This window comes from Vibrio sp. B172a, from assembly GCF_030248355.1.
Classification (GTDB): domain Bacteria; phylum Pseudomonadota; class Gammaproteobacteria; order Enterobacterales; family Vibrionaceae; genus Vibrio; species Vibrio owensii.
In genome coordinates this window covers 81,245-104,548 of record NZ_JAHGAC010000027.1, presented here as the reverse complement: position 1 = coordinate 104,548, position 23,304 = coordinate 81,245, and the positions used below count along the sequence as shown (strand labels likewise).

Annotated in this window: 22 protein-coding genes; 9 read left to right on the top strand and 13 right to left on the bottom strand. The window is 44.3% G+C overall.

Going from position 1 to position 23,304, the window contains the following annotated elements:
* Nucleotides 1–7 precede the first annotated feature (7 nt).
* From KIT90_RS21770 to KIT90_RS21730, 10 genes are read right to left on the bottom strand one after another with little or no spacing between them, the layout of a single operon-like run.
* Entirely contained in the window at nucleotides 8–709 is a 702-nt protein-coding gene (locus KIT90_RS21770) for a lipopolysaccharide assembly protein LapB (RefSeq protein ID WP_285378676.1), read from the bottom strand.
* Nucleotides 710–1,564: a type II secretion system F family protein gene (locus KIT90_RS21765; protein WP_041058789.1), complete on the bottom strand. Its 855-nt coding sequence runs from the start codon at nucleotides 1,562–1,564 to the stop codon at nucleotides 710–712.
* The gene (locus KIT90_RS21760) at nucleotides 1,564–2,463 is read right to left on the bottom strand and encodes a type II secretion system F family protein (RefSeq protein WP_041058786.1); all 900 of its coding nucleotides are present in this window, start codon (nucleotides 2,461–2,463) and stop codon (nucleotides 1,564–1,566) included. Before KIT90_RS21760 ends, KIT90_RS21765 begins: the two co-directional genes overlap by 1 nt.
* Complete coding sequence (locus tag KIT90_RS21755) at nucleotides 2,463–3,740, bottom strand: CpaF family protein (protein ID WP_041058784.1); 1,278 nt, start codon at nucleotides 3,738–3,740, stop codon at nucleotides 2,463–2,465. The genes KIT90_RS21760 and KIT90_RS21755 overlap by 1 nt, the downstream gene beginning before the upstream one ends.
* Entirely contained in the window at nucleotides 3,737–4,972 is a 1,236-nt protein-coding gene (locus tag KIT90_RS21750; RefSeq protein ID WP_285378672.1) for a chromosome partitioning protein ParA, read from the bottom strand. Before KIT90_RS21750 ends, KIT90_RS21755 begins: the two co-directional genes overlap by 4 nt.
* Nucleotides 4,973–5,449, bottom strand: a complete 477-nt coding sequence (locus KIT90_RS21745) for a hypothetical protein (protein ID WP_285378670.1) — start codon at nucleotides 5,447–5,449, stop codon at nucleotides 4,973–4,975.
* On the bottom strand, nucleotides 5,446–6,759 hold the full coding sequence (locus KIT90_RS21740) for a type II and III secretion system protein family protein (protein ID WP_244662572.1): 1,314 nt from the start codon (nucleotides 6,757–6,759) through the stop codon (nucleotides 5,446–5,448). Before KIT90_RS21740 ends, KIT90_RS21745 begins: the two co-directional genes overlap by 4 nt.
* Nucleotides 6,760–6,806: 47 nt before the next feature.
* Nucleotides 6,807–7,658: a Flp pilus assembly protein CpaB gene (cpaB, locus tag KIT90_RS21735; protein ID WP_041058779.1), complete on the bottom strand. Its 852-nt coding sequence runs from the start codon at nucleotides 7,656–7,658 to the stop codon at nucleotides 6,807–6,809.
* Nucleotides 7,659–7,669: 11 nt separating this feature from the next.
* The gene (locus KIT90_RS27955; protein ID WP_045414505.1) at nucleotides 7,670–8,113 is read right to left on the bottom strand and encodes a prepilin peptidase; all 444 of its coding nucleotides are present in this window, start codon (nucleotides 8,111–8,113) and stop codon (nucleotides 7,670–7,672) included.
* 55 nt (nucleotides 8,114–8,168) lie between these two features.
* Complete coding sequence (locus tag KIT90_RS21730; protein ID WP_045414506.1) at nucleotides 8,169–8,387, bottom strand: Flp family type IVb pilin; 219 nt, start codon at nucleotides 8,385–8,387, stop codon at nucleotides 8,169–8,171.
* Nucleotides 8,388–8,722: 335 nt separating this feature from the next.
* Here KIT90_RS21730 and KIT90_RS21725 point away from each other — a divergent pair, with 335 nt between their 5' ends.
* The 8 genes from KIT90_RS21725 (at nucleotide 8,723) to KIT90_RS21690 (ending at nucleotide 18,079) form a co-directional block, all read left to right on the top strand.
* Complete coding sequence (locus tag KIT90_RS21725; protein ID WP_020193913.1) at nucleotides 8,723–9,586, top strand: LysR family transcriptional regulator; 864 nt, start codon at nucleotides 8,723–8,725, stop codon at nucleotides 9,584–9,586.
* A gap of 14 nt (nucleotides 9,587–9,600) precedes the next feature.
* Nucleotides 9,601–10,431 carry a transglycosylase SLT domain-containing protein gene (locus KIT90_RS21720; RefSeq protein ID WP_285378668.1) on the top strand — a complete coding sequence of 277 codons (831 nt, stop codon included), beginning with the start codon at nucleotides 9,601–9,603 and terminating at the stop codon, nucleotides 10,429–10,431.
* 154 nt (nucleotides 10,432–10,585) lie between these two features.
* Nucleotides 10,586–12,277 carry an AMP-binding protein gene (locus tag KIT90_RS21715; protein WP_285378666.1) on the top strand — a complete coding sequence of 564 codons (1,692 nt, stop codon included), beginning with the start codon at nucleotides 10,586–10,588 and terminating at the stop codon, nucleotides 12,275–12,277.
* 338 nt (nucleotides 12,278–12,615) lie between these two features.
* On the top strand, nucleotides 12,616–13,251 hold the full coding sequence (locus KIT90_RS21710; RefSeq protein ID WP_285378664.1) for a response regulator transcription factor: 636 nt from the start codon (nucleotides 12,616–12,618) through the stop codon (nucleotides 13,249–13,251).
* 206 nt (nucleotides 13,252–13,457) lie between these two features.
* Entirely contained in the window at nucleotides 13,458–14,051 is a 594-nt protein-coding gene (locus KIT90_RS21705) for a hypothetical protein (protein ID WP_042603848.1), read from the top strand.
* A gap of 88 nt (nucleotides 14,052–14,139) precedes the next feature.
* Complete coding sequence (locus tag KIT90_RS21700; RefSeq protein ID WP_285378662.1) at nucleotides 14,140–14,823, top strand: molecular chaperone; 684 nt, start codon at nucleotides 14,140–14,142, stop codon at nucleotides 14,821–14,823.
* Nucleotides 14,824–14,833: 10 nt separating this feature from the next.
* Nucleotides 14,834–17,224 carry a fimbria/pilus outer membrane usher protein gene (locus KIT90_RS21695; RefSeq protein WP_285378659.1) on the top strand — a complete coding sequence of 797 codons (2,391 nt, stop codon included), beginning with the start codon at nucleotides 14,834–14,836 and terminating at the stop codon, nucleotides 17,222–17,224.
* Nucleotides 17,225–17,227: 3 nt separating this feature from the next.
* Entirely contained in the window at nucleotides 17,228–18,079 is an 852-nt protein-coding gene (locus KIT90_RS21690) for a hypothetical protein (protein WP_038894254.1), read from the top strand.
* A gap of 64 nt (nucleotides 18,080–18,143) precedes the next feature.
* Here the strand turns inward: KIT90_RS21690 and KIT90_RS21685 are convergent, their stop codons facing one another.
* Nucleotides 18,144–18,353, bottom strand: coding sequence for a DUF1127 domain-containing protein (locus KIT90_RS21685; RefSeq protein WP_005439528.1), 210 nt, complete (start codon nucleotides 18,351–18,353; stop codon nucleotides 18,144–18,146).
* Between the two features lie 99 nt (nucleotides 18,354–18,452).
* On the opposite strand from KIT90_RS21685, the gene KIT90_RS21680 reads away from it, so the two are divergent.
* Entirely contained in the window at nucleotides 18,453–19,382 is a 930-nt protein-coding gene (locus KIT90_RS21680; RefSeq protein ID WP_122067078.1) for a LysR substrate-binding domain-containing protein, read from the top strand.
* A gap of 105 nt (nucleotides 19,383–19,487) precedes the next feature.
* On the opposite strand, the gene fusA is transcribed toward KIT90_RS21680, so the two are convergent.
* Both fusA and radA read right to left on the bottom strand, forming a co-directional pair.
* On the bottom strand, nucleotides 19,488–21,578 hold the full coding sequence (fusA, locus tag KIT90_RS21675; protein ID WP_009707512.1) for an elongation factor G: 2,091 nt from the start codon (nucleotides 21,576–21,578) through the stop codon (nucleotides 19,488–19,490).
* A gap of 217 nt (nucleotides 21,579–21,795) precedes the next feature.
* Nucleotides 21,796–23,175 (bottom strand): DNA repair protein RadA, encoded by a 1,380-nt coding sequence (gene radA / locus KIT90_RS21670; RefSeq protein ID WP_285378654.1) that lies wholly within the window; start codon nucleotides 23,173–23,175, stop codon nucleotides 21,796–21,798.
* Nucleotides 23,176–23,304 lie beyond the last annotated feature (129 nt).

Sequence of the window (23,304 nt, the reverse complement as noted above, 5' to 3'; positions counted from 1 at the left end):
TACCTACTTACTGGTAGAGCGTCCTTGATATTTCCATCATTTGAGCATCAGTAAACGAGCCCTCAAGTACCGCTCTGGCTTGATGAACATCCCCAAGTTTAAATAGCGCGATGGCGAGATTAGCTTTGACTTTTTCATTGCTCGGATTCTCTCTGTAAACAGGAGCTAGCAAAGTCACGACTTCCATATAATTGCTCTGCGCTAAATCCACCACTGCCAAATTGTTCTTAATGACAACATCGTTGTAGCCTTTAAGACGGGCTTTGTTGAACGCTCCTTTCGCTTGTTCAAATTGGTCGAGCATGCAATACGAAACCCCGAGCATCACGTAGATGTCCGCGCTAGAGTTGCCAAGCTCTATGGAGCGCAGATAACGATTCACCGCTAATTTATCTTCGCCCTCTTTATTGTGAATCTGGCCTCTGAGCTGAAGCAATTGCCAATTTCTTACACCGCTATCAAGCAAATGGTCGGCATAAAACTTTGCCGATTCTAAGTCCCCTTTATCGAAGTACACCTTGGCAAGTTGCTGTGTAATCTCTTCGCTTTCAGGCGCTTCTTTTAAGTTGTCTTTGTAGTGCGCAATCAAACCATCGTGGTTATCAACACGCTCCATATTCGCAACCATATTTTCTTCGCTGGCTTGATTCGAAGTACAACCGGACAAGACAACAGTTAACGACGCGAGGACCAGAGTTATTGTTTTCATTTAGCTTCCTCCAACATTCCATTCGAGCTGCATAATGCCCGGTGCGAGGATAAGAATTACGATAGGGAACATGATGAGAAGAATGAGAGGCACACTCATTTTGGCGGACAATTTTCCCATTTTCTCTTCAATAGTAAGAAGTTGAATGCGACGCATATCCTCTGCTAAATCACTGAGAATATTCGCGACAGATGTACCATAGTGGATGTTCTGAATGATCGTCAGGACAAAGCTTGATACTTCAGGCGCAGGAAGCCGCTCTGATAAGTCATGAAGTGCTTTTTCTATCCCATGAACTTTCCCTGATTCAGAGGTTTTTTTAATCTGGTAACACAAATCTGCATCGAACGTTTGCAACTCTTTTGCCAAATAGGCAAAGGATGCTTCAATCGTCATACCGGTTTGAACGCATACGGACATCATGTCGAGAAGGTATGGTAGGTTGCGTGAAATCTTTCTCACCACCCATTTCTTACGAAGAGCCAACACCGCATCAGGCACAATAATCGCGCCCACAACAGCCAGCACAAAATATGCAACTTTATTGCCCTGAGTCGTATCCATTAACATGATAAGGAAGAAAGCAACGGCGATAATGGCGATCTTCATTGGGAAGTAATACTTAGCAAAATCCTTGTTGTAATAGCCCGCATTTTGTAATTTTTGCTCTAAGTCTTTGCGGTGCTCTTTACCAAACTTAACCAAGAAAGAATTGAACTTGGTTTTTACTTTTCGCTCTTCTTTGTCGATCAGAAAACGGTCAAGACGTTTGTTTTTCTTGTGGTCGCGATACATTTCCCCTACGAGAAATACGAGTGCTACAAAAATGAGGCCGATACTGGTCATAAAGGTCATCACTTCACCCCCTTCACCAATAGCCAAATGATCAACAAACCAAGCACTTCACTGCCGACGACGTAGTAAAGAATGAGATTACCTTCAGGGTCATGCAGGATGTAGTCGATATTGGCTGGTGACACTTGGCTCAATATCACCGCAAAAGTAAGCGGGATTGCGGCAACGACTTTGGCTGAAATCCGCGCTTCCGCGGTCATCGCCATTTTCTTCGTTTCCATTGTCCTTGCATCCACAAGAATTCGAATGAGTCTTGCTAACACGCCTTTTAATTGGCCACCACGATTTAAGTTAGCTCGAATGGTCACAGTAAAAAATATGTACTCTGGGTATGGGAAAGCTTTACAAGAACGAAGTAGAACCTGCTCTGCATTTTCACCCAGCTTCAAACGTTCACCCATCTCCCTGAACTCACGTCCAACTTCTCCATCCATATTGTCACCAACAAAGCTGAATGCCTGCATGAGACTTTCACCCGCAGTAACCGCACTCATCAAAATGTTCAACGCATCAGGGAAAGTTCGCTCGAAGTTCTTTCTACGACGATTTTTCAGCATCAAATAGCCCCAAAATAGCAGCAAAACAAACATGATTGCGGCCAGCGTGAAGGAGCCTAAGAATAGGAATTTAAAAACGACGTAATAAGAGAGATAGGCAGATAAGCCAATAAAAATAGCAATAATGATGTTTGCTCTAGGCCCAAGAACTTGAAGTGTTGGAGAAAGCGTATGCTTGAATCTCTGCCATCTTTTTTGCTCAATCAAAGAACTAAAGCGAATAGCACTTACAGCCTCGTCTTCCACTTCCGCTTCAGGGAAAAACTGATTGATCTTACTCTTCTTATCACTAACAAAGAGTAACAACGCAACACCGAAAAGAAGCAAAGAGAACCACAACATTATTCCATCACTCCCTTAAACGACAGCATCAACTCATCGTAGAGGCCATAGAAGTGTGCTTTTTTCACTAACTCCGAGCGCTGCATGATCCCTTCAGTAACGAACTTACCTCGAACACTCTCCCCGTACCCCACTTCGTCATATTGAAAACGGAAAATCTCTTCCATCACCACACTATCGCCCTCAAGGCCAACGATTTCCGAGATACTGGTTATTTTTCTCGAGCCATCACGAAGTCGACTCACTTGCACAACAAGCTCAATTGCACTCACAATCGCTCGTCGAATCGCATCTAACGGCTGATTTAAGTTCGCCATCATCACCATAGATTCAACACGTGAAATAGCATCGCGGGGTGAGTTCGCGTGAAGTGTCGACATCGACCCTTCGTGACCCGTATTCATTGCCTGAAGCATCTCAAACGCTTCGGCGCCACGACACTCACCGAGGATGATTCGATCTGGGCGCATACGAAGGGCATTAATTACTAAATCACGTTGAGTGACCAAACCCGTGTGCTCAACACTTTCTGCGCGAGTCTCGAGACGGACAATATTCGGTTGTTGTAAACGAAGCTCAGCAGCATCCTCAATGGTCACAATACGTTCATCATCACTGATGTATTGAGAGAGCGCATTGAGCAAGGTGGTTTTACCTGAGCCCGTACCACCAGAGATCAGGATATTCATTCTGCAGCGAGAGGCGATGGAAAGGACTCGACCAATATCCATAGACATCGAACCGAACTCCACCAGCTCTTCTAGGCCAATGTTTTGCTCACGGAATTTACGAATAGAAATTGAAGTGCCATCTAACGCGATAGGAGGAATAACGATGTTTACACGACTACCATCTTGCAAACGGGCATCAACCGTTGGTGACAACTCATCAACACGACGTCCAATTCTTGCTGCGATTTGCTTAGCAATGCTGAGAACTTGAGCCTCATCGACAAACGTGATTTCAGATTTTTCGAGCTTACCGTGCTTCTCAAAAAATACATTATTGGCACCGTTCACCATAATATCTGTGATGGCTTGGTCATCGACCAATGACTGAATCGGCCCTAATCCAAACAACTCATCGAGCATGCTTTTTACTAAGCTCGATTTCATCATAGAGGTAATAGGACGCTCAAAATTGCTGGCTAACACATCAACAGCATTACGAATCTGCCCCTCTAGATCCTGACGACTCAAACTTTGGATAGCCTCAACATCCAAGGCTTCGAAGATCTGGGTTCGGAATGTGATGTATAAATCTTTATTAGAACTCATCCTGCCCCCATCCTTGCAAACCAACTAGTCGAACGATTGGTAGTCTGTCCGTTTATCAAGCGAGTCAATTCTTCAATCGTGGTGTTTACATTTTTGTCATGCTTGTGAGCTCGTTTTCCTTCGATAATCAAATGCGATAGAGATCGGCAATAAGGCATGTTTAGATTCACCTCCGAGCCCAAGTATTTCTGTAAGTCTCCCTGATCAATAACAAAGGTACTCTCTGGTCGGTGATGATTAGCCAGCGTAATCATACGAACACGCTTACTCATGGAGATCTGCTTGTTCTCTAGTTGTGTGATAAACGCTTTCGCATTTCGTACAGAGGACACTGATGGCTCAAACACCACCACGACGACATCAAAGTTTTCAATCAACATATGAGGGTCAACTTTGAAATCAACGCTGCCTGAAAAGTCTTCGACGATGAAGTTCGTATTGCGGCTCAGCAACTCGCAGAGCGTGAGGTTATAACTGAGGATGTCCTCTTGACTTCGATCCCCTCTAAGAGCCAGTAGACGAAGGTTTTTTCTGATCTTGGTGAGATAGCTGATCGCGCCATCTGTATCTAGCTCATGGATGGGTACGGAGTATTCATCAATCGCTCTGGAACGAAACTCTTCCAGTGCGAGTAAGACGTCAATGTTGCTATCGTTGTATTGATGATCGACCAAGATCGTATCGATCTCTTGTGATGAAAGTTTTGAGCTCAGCTCGGTAGAGATCAGTGAAGTACCAATCCCACCTTTACTGCCAACCACCGCGACTCTCTTGGCTTTACGCTGCTTGCTCACACCAGAGTAGGTTTGCAAATTACGATGCACATTCATCACAAAATCAGCAAACTCGTGTTTGTTAATTGGCCAGAAGAGATAGTAAAACCCCATATCCTTGAGCTTTCTTAAGGTGGAGATGGAATCTTCTTGTCCAATGACAATGATGCCTTTGTGCGTTGGTAAGTGACTGGCAAATTCTTGTGCATCAGCAACGATATCGGTTGACTGGTTGAGCTCTAAAATCACAATATTGCCGCTTTGCTCGGAATAGAAAGTCGATGATACGGCAGACTGCTTGATACATTTTGGCTCATTCCAGCCTTCAAACTGGAACATTTCCCTGACCAAAGAGGCGCAGTCTTCGGATTGATAAAGCAATGCACATCCCGTTGGGCCATCGGTAGTATCAATAAGGTTTGGTTTGTTCGCTTTGAGCGATTTTCCTAAGTCAAACATTTACAAACCCTCCACGATTCTTTCTTTGTGAGCGATTTGCTTACTTCTCGCGACTTCTGAGAAACAGTTACGACTCATGTTTTCTTGCTCGATTTGAGAAGGAAGACATGTCTGAGTGACTAAGTCGTGATAAGTAATGGTCATTTTAATATCACTGCCGATCGCAGAGCTTTTGTTGAGTGAGAAATGCTCTGCGCTTAATGGTAATGTCGGCCTTTTTGCTAATACCCTATCAAGCACCTTTTTCGACTTAGCGTTGCGGTATTCAATGGTGTAAGAGGCTCCAGAATCAATCTCTTCTACCGCATCAAACAGTTGGTTAAGTTTCTCTTCGCTCTGCTGGCTTGTTTTAACCGTAAATTCATAGACGTGCGTTTCCGGGTAGACAAGCATTTCAGCCCCTTTACCATTAAGAAAACGTTCTGCACATCCCGTTAATAACGCGCTCAAAAAGAGCATCACTAATAGCTTACTCATTGAATAAACCCTCCTTGTGATAGCAACTTAATGGTTGGATCATTCCCACTATTGGCATCCTCTCCTTCCGAAATTTTCAGCCAACGGCGTAGAGTAGAAGTCTTATTCATGTAAGGCAGTTGAATGTCTTTTCGCTTCATTGGTTTCACCAAATTCACGGTTGCTACGATAATAAGTTCCGTTCTTCGTCGGTCAGTTGATGATTTTCGGAAAGCGGCACCAAGCACTGGTATATCGCCAAGCAACGGAATTTTTTGTAGTTCCTCAAGATCAGAACTACTCATCAAACCACCAAGCACAAAGCTATCCCCATCACCTAGCTCGATAGTGGTCAATGCTCGTCTTGTTGCAAATTGAGGTACTTCAATACCAGCCGCTCGGATATACCGTTCAACCTCACTCACTTCAGGCATGAGTTGCATGCGTATTTTCTCTTCATGCAGTACTTTGGCGGTTAGATCGAGTTTGATACCAAACTCTCGAAAGGTAATGTTGACGTTATTGTTGGTGGTAACAATCACAGGGACTTCACCACCAACCAAGAAGCTAGCAGACTCACCAGAAATAACGGTAAGGTTTGGCTCGGCAAGCACTTGGGCTACATTTTCATTGCCCAAAGCGGTGATTAAGGTTGTCAGATCTGCGGCATCAAATTGCTGGAACAAAAACTCACCAACGTCAGCACCGACACTGGACCAATCAACACCCACAGTTTGAGCAAAGGTTTCTGTCACTTGAGCGACAGAGATTTTCACGTTGACTTGCTGAACGGTCGCCACCTCCAGCATTTCGATAATTCCTTCCCACGTCATATTGCGGTGGAAGATCATGCTTTGTGGTTCGTCAATATCATATGCTTCGTTAGTGAAAGTGAGCACTTGTGGCTCATCCCACTTTTCGATTTTGTCACGCCCTAACAGCGTCGCAACCAAACGATAAATCTCGTCTCTCTGTTCCTCTGAATCAACCACACCGCTCACCGCGACTTGCTCCCCAACAGATTCAACTTTGATATTTAATTCAGGATAGAAAAGCTTGAGTTGTCTTCGAACGAGAGAGAGATCGATATCGACAATAACGCGATCAGAAAGTAAAACTTTTTTCGATTCGCCATAGATGATGAACCGTGCTTGACCCACACCTTTAGCAAAAACCACAACCGTGTTTTCATTTATTACGTTGTAATCGACAACCTCAGGGTCGCTTACAAACACAGTGGTAATAGGCTCTTTGACTTCGATATGTTGGCCATCATTGACAGTAATATAGCGGTCTCCTGCAAATGAATAGCCTGCAACTGTTAGAAGCAGTACGCCCCATAAAGTCCCTAAGTAACGTTGAATAAACAAATAATGTTTCACAGCTCTTCTCCCTGTTTTGATTGTCGAGAAGAACCTCTTAGCTCAGATACGCCCGTATAATTGTCGATAACATTTCTAACTTCAGCGTAAATGGGCTTGTCATATTTATGGCTGCGATAGACTTCCAAATGCATGGTTTTTTGTGCAATGGAGATTCTCGCAATATCGGCAGGATCAACCTCAACAACAACTAGAACATGCTGTTCGTCATCGGTAGAAGAACGAGCTTGTAACTTAGCATCCTCTTCTGTTACTAAATCACTAACACTTAGTACCTTAACGTTTTGCAAAAGCAGGTTCGCTTTTAAGCCATTGAACTCAATGCTCCCCGTCCTTTCTGAAGAGAGGTTTTCATTGGGAGAACTGATTGCCAACACATCCACGACCGTTCCTGGTCGGATATAACCTTTCACTAAATTGGCACTACTGACCAACATTGGATAAGGCTCCATTCCTTCTGTGATGAGGAGGTCAATGTACCCAGGATCACTTTCTGATGTTTGATGCTCTGGCAGCACCAACTGTCCTTTCTCAATGTTGGTATTAAGTAAGGTAGATGGAGAGAAATCGAGTTGAATGTCGGTACTAATTCCTTCATCCAAAGCGATATTGATGGGAAGTTGTTCTCGTTTGACACTCTCAACCGAGATAGGCTCTCCGCGAGCAAGATCCCCATTCGCTCGCCATGTTGTAACGTACACAACATCCTCTCGTGTCGGAGAAGATTCCTTTTGTTGCGATACAACTGATTGCCCTGATTTATTCTGATTTAATGCGTTGTTATAAATACCAAACCCACCAACCAACAACGCAAATATAGCTACGATCATGGCTAATCGATATCTCATAGCTTGCCCCCTTAAGCTATATTCGAGAAAGCGGTGAAGCAAAATCCTACGCAGATAGCTAAACCGTAGGGTACCCCCCTCTCCTTCTCTTTATCGATTCGTAAAATGAGCCTGTCTTTCACTAGGTAAAAAATGGATAAGAGCCCGCCAAATGCCACTGTAAGTACGACAGCAAATAGATAGTCAGATGGAGGCAAAGCAAGTGAAAAAGCAGCGATTAACTTTACGTCTCCGCCACCTATCGCTCGTGAGAAATAAACTAAAAACAGTATGACCCATAGGGCGATGAGGTAGAGAAAGTTTGCCTGTGTCAGATATTCCCACCCAAGAATTGCAGACAAAAACGCGATGATAAGCACATGCCAGTTTCTTATTATCCGCTTTCGGATATCGGAAATAGAAACGACAACGCTTGATCCAAATAAAGCAATTAAGGCGAGCCCTGACACAGACATAAAGGTCTAATTTAATCTAAATTGATTCCTCAAAAATAAAGGAACAAAAATTAAACTAGAGCTGATTTCTGAATGTGTTGATTTCTGATGCGATATCATCAAATGCTTGACGTAAACGTTGCACGATATCACCACCAGTACCATCGAACGCAGCAATCAAAAGCACTGCCATCGCGATAGCAATCAAACCATATTCAATAGCGGTAACGCCTCTTTCATCGCCTTTTAGCTCATGTAGGCGAGTCACGATAGATACATAAACTTTAGTCAACATAATTTAATCCCTTGTCCCTTGTTGATAGTGCTAATTGCTTAGCCCTTTTATCGTAGACACCGGATCACTGTCTCAAAAATGAACAATATCGGTGAGACCGATTCTGCCAAGCGTGCCGTTTCACTTAGGGATTATCCTTAATGGGTAGCAAAAATTATTTATATCTACAGTTCAGCCAATTAGCGCTCCCCCTTCTTCTTTTAGTGGTAAAAATAAGATTTTGTACCGTAAATTTAAAGTGTGATAAAGATCACATTTAACTGGATTATTAATTCAACCTTCTTCATACCCATTAAGCTAAAACTTATGGACTAGAGACCAGAGGAAGCACCGCGATGAAACTTCCCTTCGACAATCTCATCTCTTTTCATGCCGTGATCACTCATGGTTCTTTTAGTAGTGGAGCAAGAAAATTAGGTAAGTCTCAGTCTACGGTGAGCGGTGCGGTGAAGAGCTTAGAAGAGGAGTTAGGTTACTTACTTATCGACAGGAGCAATAAGCAAGTCGAACCAACAGAACGGGGAAAGAAGATTTATCAACTGGCGACGCCCATCATCAACAAATACAACGAGCTGAGCCAAATCGCCGAATCCCTTTTGAGAACGGATCTGTACCATATGCGAGTTGGCATTGATTCTCTGGTGTTTAACAACGAAGTCAAAAGTGCCCTCATTGAGTTCTCAGAAGCTTTTCCAGAAATAGAATTAACTGTCGTCACCAAACCTAGTCAAATCCTTGGCCAATACATCAATAACAACCAAATCGACATTGCCATCTGTAATCCTTACCACCGTACGAAACTCGACTTTAATATTGATGAGCTTTTTACCGTCAACTGTAATTGGGTGGTACATCATGACCTTATTCAACAAGGAAAACCCACCGAGTCTCGCCTACTCTTATTAGACGGGTGTGAGGATTTGATCGACTTGTCTAATGTCGCCAAAAATAATATGTGGATACTCGATGATATCAGTACCATCATGGAGTTATGCATTGCGAAGAAAGGCATGGCGTTCCTACCACAACATACGATTGATAACTCCATGCATCGTGATGTATTGGCCAAAGCACCAAGTGAGACTGCCTTGTTTGGCAAGCAGTTGTACGCCTCTTTGATCTGGCCCATTCATTCCGATTACAGTAAGTATCACCAGTGGCTACACGATAAACTGAGAAAAGGGCACAAGCATTTTTAGTCACTGGAGTGGTTATGGCTGCGGCTTTCAAACGAATCAAACGCGCGCTTGCTCAGAAAGGTCTCATCTGGATTCTGACTTCGATGACTCTGGCTGTGTACCCTCAAGCCAATGCAAAAATGACCAAGGTCGATCAACAAACACTCAACCAGCAAAACCGTCACTCTCTCCAAGAGAAAAAGCTCAAACTGAAAACATTGCCAAGCGCATCCCAACATTCAGGAACGCAAGTGGTGGAGCTAAGAGGCACAACCGAGCCGACAAAAGCCAAAGCTTACAATAAGGTGACCAAACCCACCTCTCCTGCCGCCTTACAATATTTACCCATGATTTCTGAAGCTGCTACGCAATGGAAAATAGAAACCGCCTTGCTGCTGGCCATTATTCATACTGAAAGCGCCTTTAACCCCAATGCAGTCTCACACAAAGATGCCATTGGCTTAATGCAGGTCATGCAAAACGGCGGCGCGTTGGAAGTCTCTCAAAAGCTGTACTTCGGAAGAAAAATTTCACGTGATGAGTTGTTCGAGCCGAACTTTAATATAGATACAGGGGCGGCTTACTTACATATTCTCAAAACCGATTACTTACACTCGGTGCGATCCGAACAAAACAAAATGCTTTTGGCCATTGCGGCTTACAACTGTGGGTTGTCGAACCTAATGCGTTATCTATCTTACACTCAGTCACTGCCTCAATTTTCTTCAGAGATGAATCGACTCACAGAAGACGAACTTTACTTTCGACTCACCCAAACTCTGCCTATTGAAGAGACTCGAAAATACGTAGAAAAAGTCATGCGTCTCTATCATCACTATCAAAAGCGAGTGATTGATACACTTTGATAATCAATTAAACCGTACTTTAGCCCATTGAAGTCATAAGCTGTGATCCCTAACAACAAGTTGTTACTTTTTCTTTCCCCAAACAACCTCACCCATGCTATTGTTAACATTACATTAACAACAACAAACCCTGCGATTAACATGGAGTTAGAGAATGATTCAGCCTAACGAGTTAAGTGAGCAGACTTGCGCTCTCCCACCACCAAATGAAATGATTCTCAAATGGGCAGCGGAACGCCCAGATGAAGTCTACTTAAAACAAATCATCAACCGACAGTTCGTTGAGTTCACTTATTCGGAAGTTGCCGATCAAGCGTTAAGGCTTGTCAGCGCTTTACGTAACCTCGGTGTACAGCCGGGCGATAAAGTGGCTTTAGTCTCGAAAAACTGTGCAGAATGGTTCATCTGTGATTTAGCCATGATGCTTGGCGATTACGTTAGTGTGCCTATTTTCCCGACAGCGGGTGCCGATACCATTGAGTACTGCCTCACCCACAGTGAGAGTAAAGCACTAATCGGCGGTAAGCTTGATGATCCTGCAGCAACGCAACAAGTGATAGACGCGATGCCAGATATCATTAGCATCGCACTGCCTTACGATACCGCGCCAAACTGCCAGCATCAGTTTAAAGAGCTGATCGCTAACGCTAAGCCGAGTGAAGAACGCCCACAGCATTACGACGACAAACTGATGTCTCTGGTTTACACATCAGGTACGTCCGGCCTACCTAAAGGCGCGATGCTCACCTATGGTGCGTTCAGTTGGTCAGTTCAACAACTCATCAACCATATCGGCATTCAAGAAAACGACCGATTGTTCTCATACTTACCACTTGCGCACATCACCGAGCGTGTCTACATCTTCGGCTCATCCATCATGGGTGGCGTGACGACGGCGTTCCCAGAATCGCTCGATACCTTCATCGAAGATGTGAAGATGCATCGTCCGACGTTGTTTATCTCTGTACCTCGCTTGTGGACGTTGTTCCAACAACGTATCCAAGACAAACTTCCTCAGAAAAAGCTCAACATTCTGTTGAAGATTCCTTTCGTCAATTCTTTGATCAAGAAAAAGCTTGCCGATGGCCTTGGCTTAGATCAAGCACGAGTCCTTGGTTGTGGCTCTGCACCTGTCTCACCTGCATTGTTGGAGTGGTATCGAAGCGTTGGCTTGAACATCACCGAAGCATGGGGCATGACAGAGTCCTTCGCCTATAGCACACTGAACTATCCGTTCCGCGCAGATAAGATTGGCTCGGTCGGTAATGCAGGCCCTGGCATTGAACTTAAAATCGCTGACGATGATGAGATCATGGTGCGTGGTGGAGGCTTGTTCTCTGGCTACTACAAGAATGACATTGCTACCCAAGAGTCGTTTGACGCGGATGGGTGGCTGCATACTGGTGATATCGGCTCGATCGATGCCGACGGTTACCTCACCATTCAAGGTCGTAAGAAAGACACCTTCAAAACATCGAAAGGTAAGTTCGTCGCTCCTGTGCCTATCGAAAAGAAACTGTTCGAATACAGTCGCGTAGAGATGATGTGTTTGATCGGTTTAGGTCTACCAGGTCCAATCTTATTGGTTGTGCCACATGACTTCCCGAACTTCGACAAAGAGCGTTACGCAAGAACCACACGTAAAGTGATCGCTCGGATGAACCAAGAGCTAGAATCACACGAACAGATCAAAGGGGTATTGATGATCAAAGACCCATGGAGCATCGAGAATGGCGTGTTAACTCCAACCTTGAAGATTAAGCGTCATGTGCTTGAGCAGAAATACCACGAGATCGGCCACAACTGGCCAAAAGGCGATTTAGTGGTGTGGGAGGAAGACTTGTAACTCCTCAGTTTGATGCCAGTTCACCCTAACTTCACCCCAGAGACTGACTTTTCAGTTCTTCTGGGGTGACTTGTCTCATACCTTTTCATACTTATCTTTTTCAAGAATTTCTGCAAATTTCCCTAACCGATTGTCTTCTCGACATTTGTATTCTAGTCATATGGTACTAATCTTTTCTAATACAAGTGCACATGATTTATGAGCGCATTCATGCTCAACAAATTATGAATACAAATGAATCGTGCACTGCAGTCTATTCAATAAATACTTTATACATCAACGCGTTGAGAACTAGGTTAATAACAATTTTAAAATCTAGACCTAAGGGAATATTTGCCATGGAATTCAGTACTCAGCATTTTGTTGTCCACCTATTGAGTCGTGATAATTCATACTCAAGGGTGATTCGCGACTTGATCAAAGTTTCTTTTCCATATGTCAATTTCGTCAATAGCGATCGCTTCACCCAAATAGATGAAGACACCATCAACACCATTGTCTTATTCGACGTACAGACCATGCCTTGTCCAAAACGCTACGGTATCGCCCCGAATGAAAGAGATGAGAAATGGATAGCAGTCAACGTTAGTTCACAAACATCACTAGAATGGCTTGAGAAAGGCTACTCTGGCCAAATCTGTCATGGGCTAGAACTCTTACCTAAAGCCGTCTCCGCGGTTGCGAATGGTGATGTTTGGTTCCCACGTCACATCTTAAATAAAGCCATTCATCACTATCAGCAGGGCACAGAAAACCCAGTCGTCGCAGCTGAAGAGCTCAGCTCTAAATTCTTACTCACTAAAAGAGAGAGTGAAGTGTGCAAACTCATGCTCCAAGGCCTCTCCAATACGCAGATAGCTCGGCACTCAAATGTGAGCGTGAATACCGTCAAGACGCATGCGTCCAACGTATTGCATAAATTGGATGTACATTCTCGCTACGAGTTAATGGCAATGGCAAAAGAACAGTTCTAAGCTAACTATAAGAAATTAAAAAGGATTATTGATTAATTCAACATTAGTCAGGGTGAAATCAAATTGAGTTGAACCAAGTTCACCCCTTTTTCACCCTAACTAATAACATCATCTCACCTTTGTCGGTGAGGTTGAGAGACTCCTCCCCTCATAAGCTAGTAGAGCGATGCAACGATATGCATTCATTACTAACGAGGGATTGAGTTATGAAAAAGTTACTTCTAGCTTCAGCAGTAGCTGCAGCAGCCGCTTCACTTTCTTTTGGCGCTTCTGCGGTTCAGTTTAACAACCCAGTGGACTTTACAACGCTGAGTAAAACTGACCAAAAAACCATTCGAATTGAAGGTCGAGTGCCAAAACGCTGTCTACTACGAATTGGTAAGAAAGATGTTAAGAACAACGTTCTGCGTAAAGCAAACAAAGTGCATTCTGATTCGTGGGACAACGGTTTCAATAACAAGAAAGTGCTAGTAGGTAACCTACGAGCTTGGTGTAACTACGGTACTGATCTGGACTTCTCAGTAACCGCTTACAAATTACGCGGCGTAACCAAGCACAACATGGGTGAGAAAATTAACTACAAAGTAAAAATTGGTTCAGAAACGGTTGCGAACACCAAAAACCACCATGGTATGGAACAAATGGCATCGCCAATCCCATCAGTGGGCGAGCATTTGGTGAACAAAATCAACAAACATCCAATTTATGTGAAACCTGAAGACTCAGGCTTTGCACGAGCAGGTAAATATAAAGGTCGTATCAAAGTGAGCCTTGCTGCGTCAGGTCCAGTAATGCCATAGCCGAACGACACTTTATGGACAATGTCTTTATAGACAATTAAAACTTGGCTCGGTTATCGAGCCAAGTTTGTTTTAGGGAGAAATATCTATGGCTAGGATCACCACTCTTCTATTTTCTTTACTGTTCAGTTCTCTACTTTTCGCATATGAAGTGAGCCCGATCTATCTCGAACTCGATGATGTTGGTCGGAACTCACAAGGTTTGTACAAAGTGACCAATGTAGAAGAAGAACCAATTCTTCTAGAAGTAAATGTCTACCAAGCTGATTTCTCTACAGGCGAAGAGGTATTGACTCCATCTGAGGATGAATTTCTTATTCTTCCTCCTCAAGCCAAAATTGCAGGGCAAAAGTCTCAAACTTTCCGTGTTCGCCACATGCCGAAAGGTCCGATTAAACAAACTGTCACCTACCGCATCGTCTTTACCCAAATCGAATTAGAAAACCAAGTCGAAGAAAATGACGATGACAGTTCAATTTCTATGCTGTTAGAGTTTGCCACCCTAGCCTTTGTTTCTCCGGCATCTAGCAAGTCGATTCCAACCGCTACCATCCAAAACAATCAGGTTTCGATCAGAAACGACGGTAAACGTGTACTAAACATGAACGGTATGGAATTTAACTTCTCTGGTGGCAAAGCAAACAAAACCGTCGATTGGGAAGTGTTAAGCAAAAAAACAAGCGCTTACCTAATGCCAGGCACGACAGTGAAATACACTTTGCCAAGTGATTTAGGGCAACCAAAAAAAGTTTCTGTTAAAACAATAGACTAATGAGGTTTTTATGAAAAATCTCATTCTATGCCTCACCTTAGTCACAGCCATGCAAACGGCGATTGCACAGAGTTGGTTGTTCCCATTTCCCGTTACTTGGGGTGAGAATACTATCGGCGAAGTAGACGCCTATTCTGATGGCATGACCGTAGGCTCAATCAACGTAGAGCAACTCGCTCAATCAGTAGAGAAGCTGATAAATGGTGAGACACTTACCGCACTACGAGACTTCTCTGGAGAGTACATTACGGTTGAGCAATTGGATCGTATGGGCATCAATGCCACTTTCGACTCTTCCGAACAAAGCATTAACTTGGTCATTGATGAATCTGCGGCGGCAGAGTTTTTGCTGTCTTTTGGCAGCAAATATGAGCCCGCCCAGTATTCGGAAAGTGCCTTCTGGACAATGCAAAATACACTGAACGCCAGCACAGATTACACGTTATTCAGCGATTCTAACGCCGAAGATACGCAAACTTGGCTTGGAGAATGGTTAGTTCGAGCCAATATTGGTGGCGTTCGAGGCGCAAACATCGATGTCTCTGGTTTTGTCACTGGCGGCAACGATGTTGACTCTGATGTGTATCGCGGTGAGGCTCGCCTTTTCTTTGATGAACCTAGCACTCCTTGGCGACTAACCTTTGGTGATGTCACCCAAACAAGCGCAGGGCACCTTCCTAGTACCCCTATGGGCGGGGTCGCATTTGAACGTTTGTATCAAGACTTGCAACCAACTCGAAACATCCAAAATGGTGGCACACAGCCTTTGGTGCTAAATGAGAGTGCCGATGTCGAAATCTATATCAATGATATTTTTCTCACTGAAATCAGATTGCCGCCAGGTCGATACACACTTGATGATTTGCCTCTCGTTTCCGGTACGAATGACGTCCGCTTAGACATTAGCTATCAATCAGGCAGAACGGATACCATCGTTTACAGTCAATTTTTTAATTCCCGTTTACTGCGTGAAGGCATTTCTGACTTTGGTTTTTACTCAGGATTGGCGTCGACAATTGATGACAACAACTTTAAATACGATGACGAGCAGTGGATCACATCTGGATACTATGACTATGGTATCAGCGATACGTTAACACTTGGTGTAAATGGCCTTTATCATCCTGAGGGACAACAACTCGGAGTGATCGCGACTATCGGCTCGGATTGGGGGAATTTAGGCGTTCGAGCTTCTGCACAAAACAACAATCCTAATGACGAAACAGGCAGTATCTACAGCTTGGATTATTCCCATCAATTATGGGGAACGGACAGTTATGGCTCACCTAACTTCCGCCTTGGTGTTGAGTACCAAGATAAGTATTTTGCCTTACCTTGGCAGATTGCAGATCCAAGCACAGGGTTACGCGTTTTTTCAAATTATGTGTTCACGATTACGGATGATCTCAATCTAATATTGAGCGGAGATTATCGTGACTTTGAAGAAGAAGAGGTTGAATGGTTGGCTTCTTCCGAGATTGCTTGGCAGATTTTCAGTCTCTCGCTCTCTGCTGGTGTAGAAAAAGAAGAAAACCCCAATGACAACATTGATGAAACTCGCTTCATCTTCTCTGCTGATTGGGACTGGAATTCTATCGATGGCGAGTACAATGCGAACGTCTCCTACTCAAACGAGCCCGATACCTACCGAGCTCAATTCCAACGTCCATCCGACGATTACACTGGCAGTTATGGTTATGCGCTTACAGCAGAAGGCGATGCGGACTCTCAAACGTATTCGGTCGAGGGCAATTATGTTGCTAACCGCTTTATCACCGATGCCAAAGTCTCACATCTAGAATTTGATAGTGCGGACAGCTATCAAACGGCGTCTTTACGAGCCAGTACAGCACTGACCTTAGCTGATGGTAACTTAGCTTGGTCACGTCCGATCAATGGTCCAGTGGCCATCGTCGCGGTTCATGACTCGTTAGATGCAGACGTAGAAATAAATGCGGTCGCTGATGATCCTGCAGAAGCAATCTCAACTTCTACAATTAATAATGCCGTTCAATTATCGGGTGGGCATCAGTTATCCAGCATTTACATCAACGTACCGGATGCTCCTGTCGGCTATGACTTTGGCGACCACGAGTACAACATCACGCCAGGGTCACAAACTGGTCACCTAATTAAAATAGGTTCAGCAGCGTCGAAAACCATTATTGGCACAATTGAACTCGGACCTAAAAAACCATTAAAACTTTTCCAAGGTCAGTTAGTTGGACAACAAAAAACGTATGACTTTTTCACTAACCGATCAGGTAGATTTGTTGTGGAGGGCGTTGCACCAGGCAGCTATACCATCATGATTGATGGCTTTAGCCCAGCCAAATTGAACGTCCCAGAAACCAATGAAAATCTGATTTATCTACCCACTTTACTTCTTAAAGAGGGATAAACCATGAAACACTTATTCAAACTCTCAGTGTTCGGTTTAGCCATGTTATCTCAACCAGTTTGGGCCGAATGCAGTGGCAAATGGACACTAAACGTTGACCGAAGTAACGTTGAATTTAAACGTGACTTAGGCGCTTACATTCCGGTTTATCTGGAGTTATCACGCGACATTCAGAGCTGTCGATTTCCGATGGCAATGGTCTCGGTCAACAACAAGCAATCGAGCTATTTAAGCTCCATTGGTACGAATTTGCCTCTGACCATTCTGGACAAAAACTTTCGGCAATTGAGTCACTTTCCAAATAAAGGGTTTCAACTTCCCTTGGATAATAGCCAAAGAACCAAGTTCTGGATAAAGGTTCCAGAGGCTAAAGTAGCTGCATCTGGCAACTACAACGGACTTCTGGAAGCATCTATTTCTTTAGACAGAAAACAAGAGACAAAAAATGCGAAAGTGAAACTCAAAGTGCCAGCGTTTGTGGCTTTCAACTCTGTACCAAACGCGCCAAATCTACAGCGTTCTGGCAACTCAGGTTATCGTTTTCAGCTTGGTGATTTGGAATCTAACCGAACCTATCGCTCTGATTTCGATCTTCTTTCAAACTCAAATGTCAGACTTGTAGTAAAACAAAAATATGGTGAACTGAAGCAGAAGTCAGAGCCTAACATTACCATCCCATACACGTTGCGATTCAACAACGCTCTAGTAAACCAGCAATCGGTTTATACCTTCTCTAATAATGAGAATACCAAACGCTGGGGAGTGCCACTTGAAGTGACATTAGGCAATATCGACTTTGCCCGAGCCGGTAAATACCAAGATACGATAACGGTTGAAGTAAAAGCCATGCCTTAAAGGTGACACTATCGAAGACAAAGCCAGCGTTAGATTATTCGCTGGCTTTTTCTTTAGCTAAAGTTCAATCTCGCCAAAACGGTTTCTGAATCTCCTTTTGGACTTCGGTTTCGTTGTAACCGATATCATCCAAAAGGTGGCGAGGTAACTCAGACAAATGACGGCGTGTACGATAGTTCTTTCTCCATACGGCTAACTTGGAAAAGATATACTGAACTAAACTCTTGCGTGGCTTCGACGCTAACTGGCCACAGGTTTGCGTTGCATTGTTCATATATCCTCCTCGATTCATTCACATTGACCACTTAATAATCAGTGACTACCCTGCTATTCTCAAACGATAGAATCTGACACTGAGTTAAGGAAAACTAATGTGAAAGAACGTATGCCTCCGTTACAAGGGCTGTACTACTTCTACATCGCGGCAAAGGAAGGCAGTTTTAAAGCCGCTGCCAAATACTTATTTGTCACACCAGCCGCGATTAGTCAGCAGATACGTCAGTTGGAAGAGTTTCTTGGTACCGACTTATTTGTCCGCCAACATAGAAAGATACTCCTTACCGCAGAAGGCGATTTACTGTTTGCCCAAACTGAGCGAGGATTCAACCACCTTCAGCAAGGTGTGCGATTGATTAACCAAGATCCCAACCCGAATCACCTCTCCATCTCTACGCTGCCTTCTTTTGCACACCATTGGTTAGTACCAAGAATCACCGCTTTTCGGCAGCGTCATCCGGATATATCGTTACTGATGGAACCAACCAACGAGTTGGTGTCATTTCAAGACAGTCAGATAGACCTTTGCGTTCGCTATGGGCATGGCGACTATCCGAACCTTGAATCACAGTGGTTGATGGATGAAGTTTTCTACCCTGCTTGCCATCCCATTTACCAAAAAGAGCACGGCATCTACCGCGTTGAAGATTTAGGTAAAGCAGAACTGATCGAAGATTTGTGGCCGGACTTAGACTGGAACTTGTGGCTCAATACATTAGGTCATCAAGCGGCGAAGCCAACCCTCAAATACAGTGGTTCACATTTGGTCCTAGAAGGCGCTTTGTCGTTGCAAGGCGTAGCTTTGGTTAAGCACAGTTTGGCTTATCGATATATCCAAGAAGGAAAACTGGTAAGAATTGGAGACATAGGCATTCAACCGAGATACGCGTATTACCTTTGTGCACCGACCGGTTACTTAAAGCGCCAAAAAGCACAGTTGTTTAGCCAGTGGATAAAAGAAGAGATTGCTGATTTCGAACGCAGCACTGTCCGAGATTTTGAAACGATTCAGTTAAAAGAAGAATAAAGTCAGTAATAGATGCAGGAAGGCCCAATAGATTGGTTTACCGACAGACAGTAAAAAGCCCCGCACTAGGCGGGGCTTTGATGTTTTACAGAGTTAACTTAAGAATTACTTCTTAGCGTTACGCTCTTTAACGTCAGCAATTACTTGCTCAGCAACGTTGTTTGGACATGGCGAGTAGTGTGAGAACTCCATAGAGAACTGACCACGGCCAGAAGTCATAGTACGTAGAGTACCGATGTAACCGAACATTTCTGATAGAGGTACATCACCCTTGATACGTACGCCAGTAGTACCAGCTTGTTGGTCTTTGATCATACCACGACGACGGTTAAGGTCACCGATTACATCACCAACGTGATCTTCTGGAGTGAACACGTCAACTTTCATGATTGGCTCAAGAAGTTGCGCGCCAGCTTTAGGCATAGACTGACGGAATGCGCCTTTAGCAGCGATTTCGTAAGCGATAGCTGAAGAGTCAACTGCGTGGAAACCACCGTCGAATAGTTCAACTTCTACGTCTAGAGTTGGGAAGCCAGCTAGAACACCAGTTTCCATCATAGATGCGAAACCTTTCTCAACTGCAGGCCAGAATTCTTTAGGTACGTTACCACCAACAACTGTTGATTTGAACGTGAAGCCTGAACCAGTTTCACCTGGTTTGATACGGTAGTCGATCTTACCGAACTGACCAGAACCACCAGACTGCTTCTTGTGCGTGTAGCTGTCTTCGATTGCTTGAGTGATTGTTTCACGGTAAGCAACTTGAGGAGCACCTACTTCTAGCTCAACGCCGTAAGTACGTTTTAGGATATCTACCTTGATGTCTAGGTGAAGTTCACCCATACCTTTCAGGATAGTTTCACCTGAATCTTCATCAGTCTCTACTTGGAATGATGGATCTTCTGCAACCATCTTACCGATCGCGATACCCATCTTCTCAGAACCGCCTTTATCTTTAGGCTTAACTGCGATAGAGATTACTGGATCTGGGAAGATCATTGGTTCTAGAGTACATTCGTGCTTAGGATCACATAGAGTGTGACCAGTTTGAACGTTCTTCATACCAACTACAGCGATGATGTCACCAGCTTGTGCTGAATCGATTTCGTTACGCTCGTCTGCGTGCATCTCAACCATACGGCCGATACGCTCAGTTTTACCAGTTGCAGAGTTAAGGATTGTGTCACCCTTCTTCATGCGGCCTGAGTAAACGCGGATAAACGTTAGAGCACCGAAACGGTCGTCCATGATCTTGAACGCAAGCGCTTTTAGTGGCTCGTCTGCAGATACTTTTGCAACTTCGCCAGTTGGTTCGCCAGTCTCTGGGTTAGTTAGAGGCTGAGGATCAACTTCTGTTGGTGATGGTAGGTAATCTACTACCGCGTCAAGAATAAGTTGGATACCTTTGTTCTTGTACGCTGAACCACAGTAAGTTGGGAAGAATGCTAGGTCACGTGTACCTTTACGGATACAACGTTTGATGTCTTCTAGAGATGGCTCTTCGCCTTCTTCTAGGTAAGCCATCATTAGATCTTCGTCTTGCTCTAGAGCAGTTTCGATTAGCATTTCACGGTATTCAGCCGCTTTCTCAACTAGATCAGCTGGGATGTCTTGAACTTCGTAGTTCTCTGGCTGGCCAGACTCGTCCCATACGTAAGCTTGTTGGCTTAGTACGTCAACAACACCTACGAAATCTTCTTCGATACCGATAGGTAGAGTCATTACTAGTGGAGTAGCACCTAGAACGTTTTGTACTTGGTCAACAACTTTGTAGAAGTCAGCGCCCATACGGTCTAGTTTGTTAACGAAGATCAGACGAGATACGTGTGATTCGTCAGCGTAACGCCAGTTAGTTTCTGACTGAGGCTCAACACCACCAGAACCACAGAATACACCGATACCACCGTCAAGTACTTTTAGAGAACGGTAAACTTCGATAGTGAAGTCAACGTGTCCAGGAGTATCGATGATGTTTAGACGGTGATCGTTCCAGAAACAAGTTGTTGCTGCAGACTGGATTGTGATACCACGCTCAGCTTCCTGCTCCATGAAGTCAGTAGTAGTTGAACCGTCGTGAGTGTCACCGATCTTATGGATCTTACCAGTTAGCTTTAGGATACGCTCTGTAGAGGTAGTTTTACCCGCGTCTACGTGAGCAAAAATACCAATGTTTCTGTATTTTGATAAATCAGTCATTGTCTTACTCTGTTAATAAGGTATAAAGTGCGCGCAGAGTATATCACATTCTGTCAATACTGATACCCTTGCGTGCGGATGGAAGAAAAAAAATTTTAACGTAAATTTTCCGTCCTCAAATAATAGTCAAACTTAGCAATTTGTGTGCTCTATTCGATAATAATGAGGACAGATTCAACATTATTGTTACCCCTTAAATTGGGGCACAAAATGGCGTTTACAACTCATCAAATGCTTCAATCGCTTCTGACAATTTTTTCACGCCGTGGATTTGCATACCAGGAATGCCACCTTTAGGCATATTTGCCGCAGGGACGATTGCTTTCTTAAAGCCATGCTTGAATGCTTCATTTAAGCGTTCTTGTCCACTTGGCACAGGGCGAATCTCACCCGCCAAGCCAACCTCACCAAATACGACCACATCTTTCGGTAATGGGCGATCGCGGAAGCTCGACAAAAGCGCCATAACTAACGCAAGGTCAGCACTGGTTTCTGTCACTTTTACACCACCGACGACATTCACAAATACGTCTTGGTCAGCCATTTGAAGGCCACCGTGCTTATGCAGGACAGCGAGTAATAAAGAGAGGCGGTTTTGTTCCAAGCCAACGGCAACACGACGAGGGTTGGCCAGTTGCGAATAATCCACCAGCGCTTGAATCTCTACTAATAGAGGGCGCGTGCCTTCCCATACCACCATAACAGAGGAACCCGAAGTTTCTTCTTCACCGCGGGAAAGGAAGATAGCCGATGGGTTATTGACCTCTTTCAGTCCCTGCCCCGTCATGGCAAATACACCTAACTCATTCACTGCACCGAAACGGTTTTTGTGACTGCGAAGTGTACGGAAGCGACTATCGGTGCCGCCATCGAGCAGCACAGAACAGTCAATAATATGCTCAAGCACTTTCGGACCTGCAAGGGTACCATCTTTTGTTACGTGACCAACAATAAAGACGGCAACATTGTTTTGCTTTGCGTAGCGCGTCAAAGCGGTCGCTGATTCACGCACCTGCGCCACACTGCCCGGAGAAGACTGAACATCCGAGACGTGCATTACCTGAATCGAGTCGATAACCATAATTCGAGGTTGCTCTTTCTCCGCGATTTGGCAGATTTTATCGACATTGGTCTCCGACAACATCTTTAGATGCTCTTTTGGTAAACCAAGACGAGAAGCACGCATCGCGACCTGCTGAAGGGATTCTTCACCCGTTACATAAAGCGTTGGCATTTGCGCTGACAGTAAACACATGGTTTGCAATAGCAAGGTCGACTTACCTGCACCCGGGTTACCACCGATCAGAATGGCAGCACCAGGCACCACGCCCCCACCAAGCACGCGGTCTAGTTCTTTAAAGCCACTGGTGAATCGCGGTACTTCTTGCAGATCAATCTCAGACAGAGTTTGAACTTTTGATTCCGTTACAGATCCTGCATAACCAGATAAGCGCTCGTTGCGCGCGACAGTTGGCGATGCCGCTATGCGAACTTCGGTAATCGTATTCCATGCACCACACGCATTACACTGCCCCTGCCAACGTGGGAAATCCGCGCCACAATCATTACAAACATACGCTCGTTTTGCTTTCGCCATGATGCCTCGATTTTTCTACACTCGGTTTTTTCAACAAATGTGACCAAACACAGCCATGTCTGACCTTATCGGACATGAACTATTGATATACTTAAGTTTTGCTTTGCTTAGCCGATATAATTCGAATAA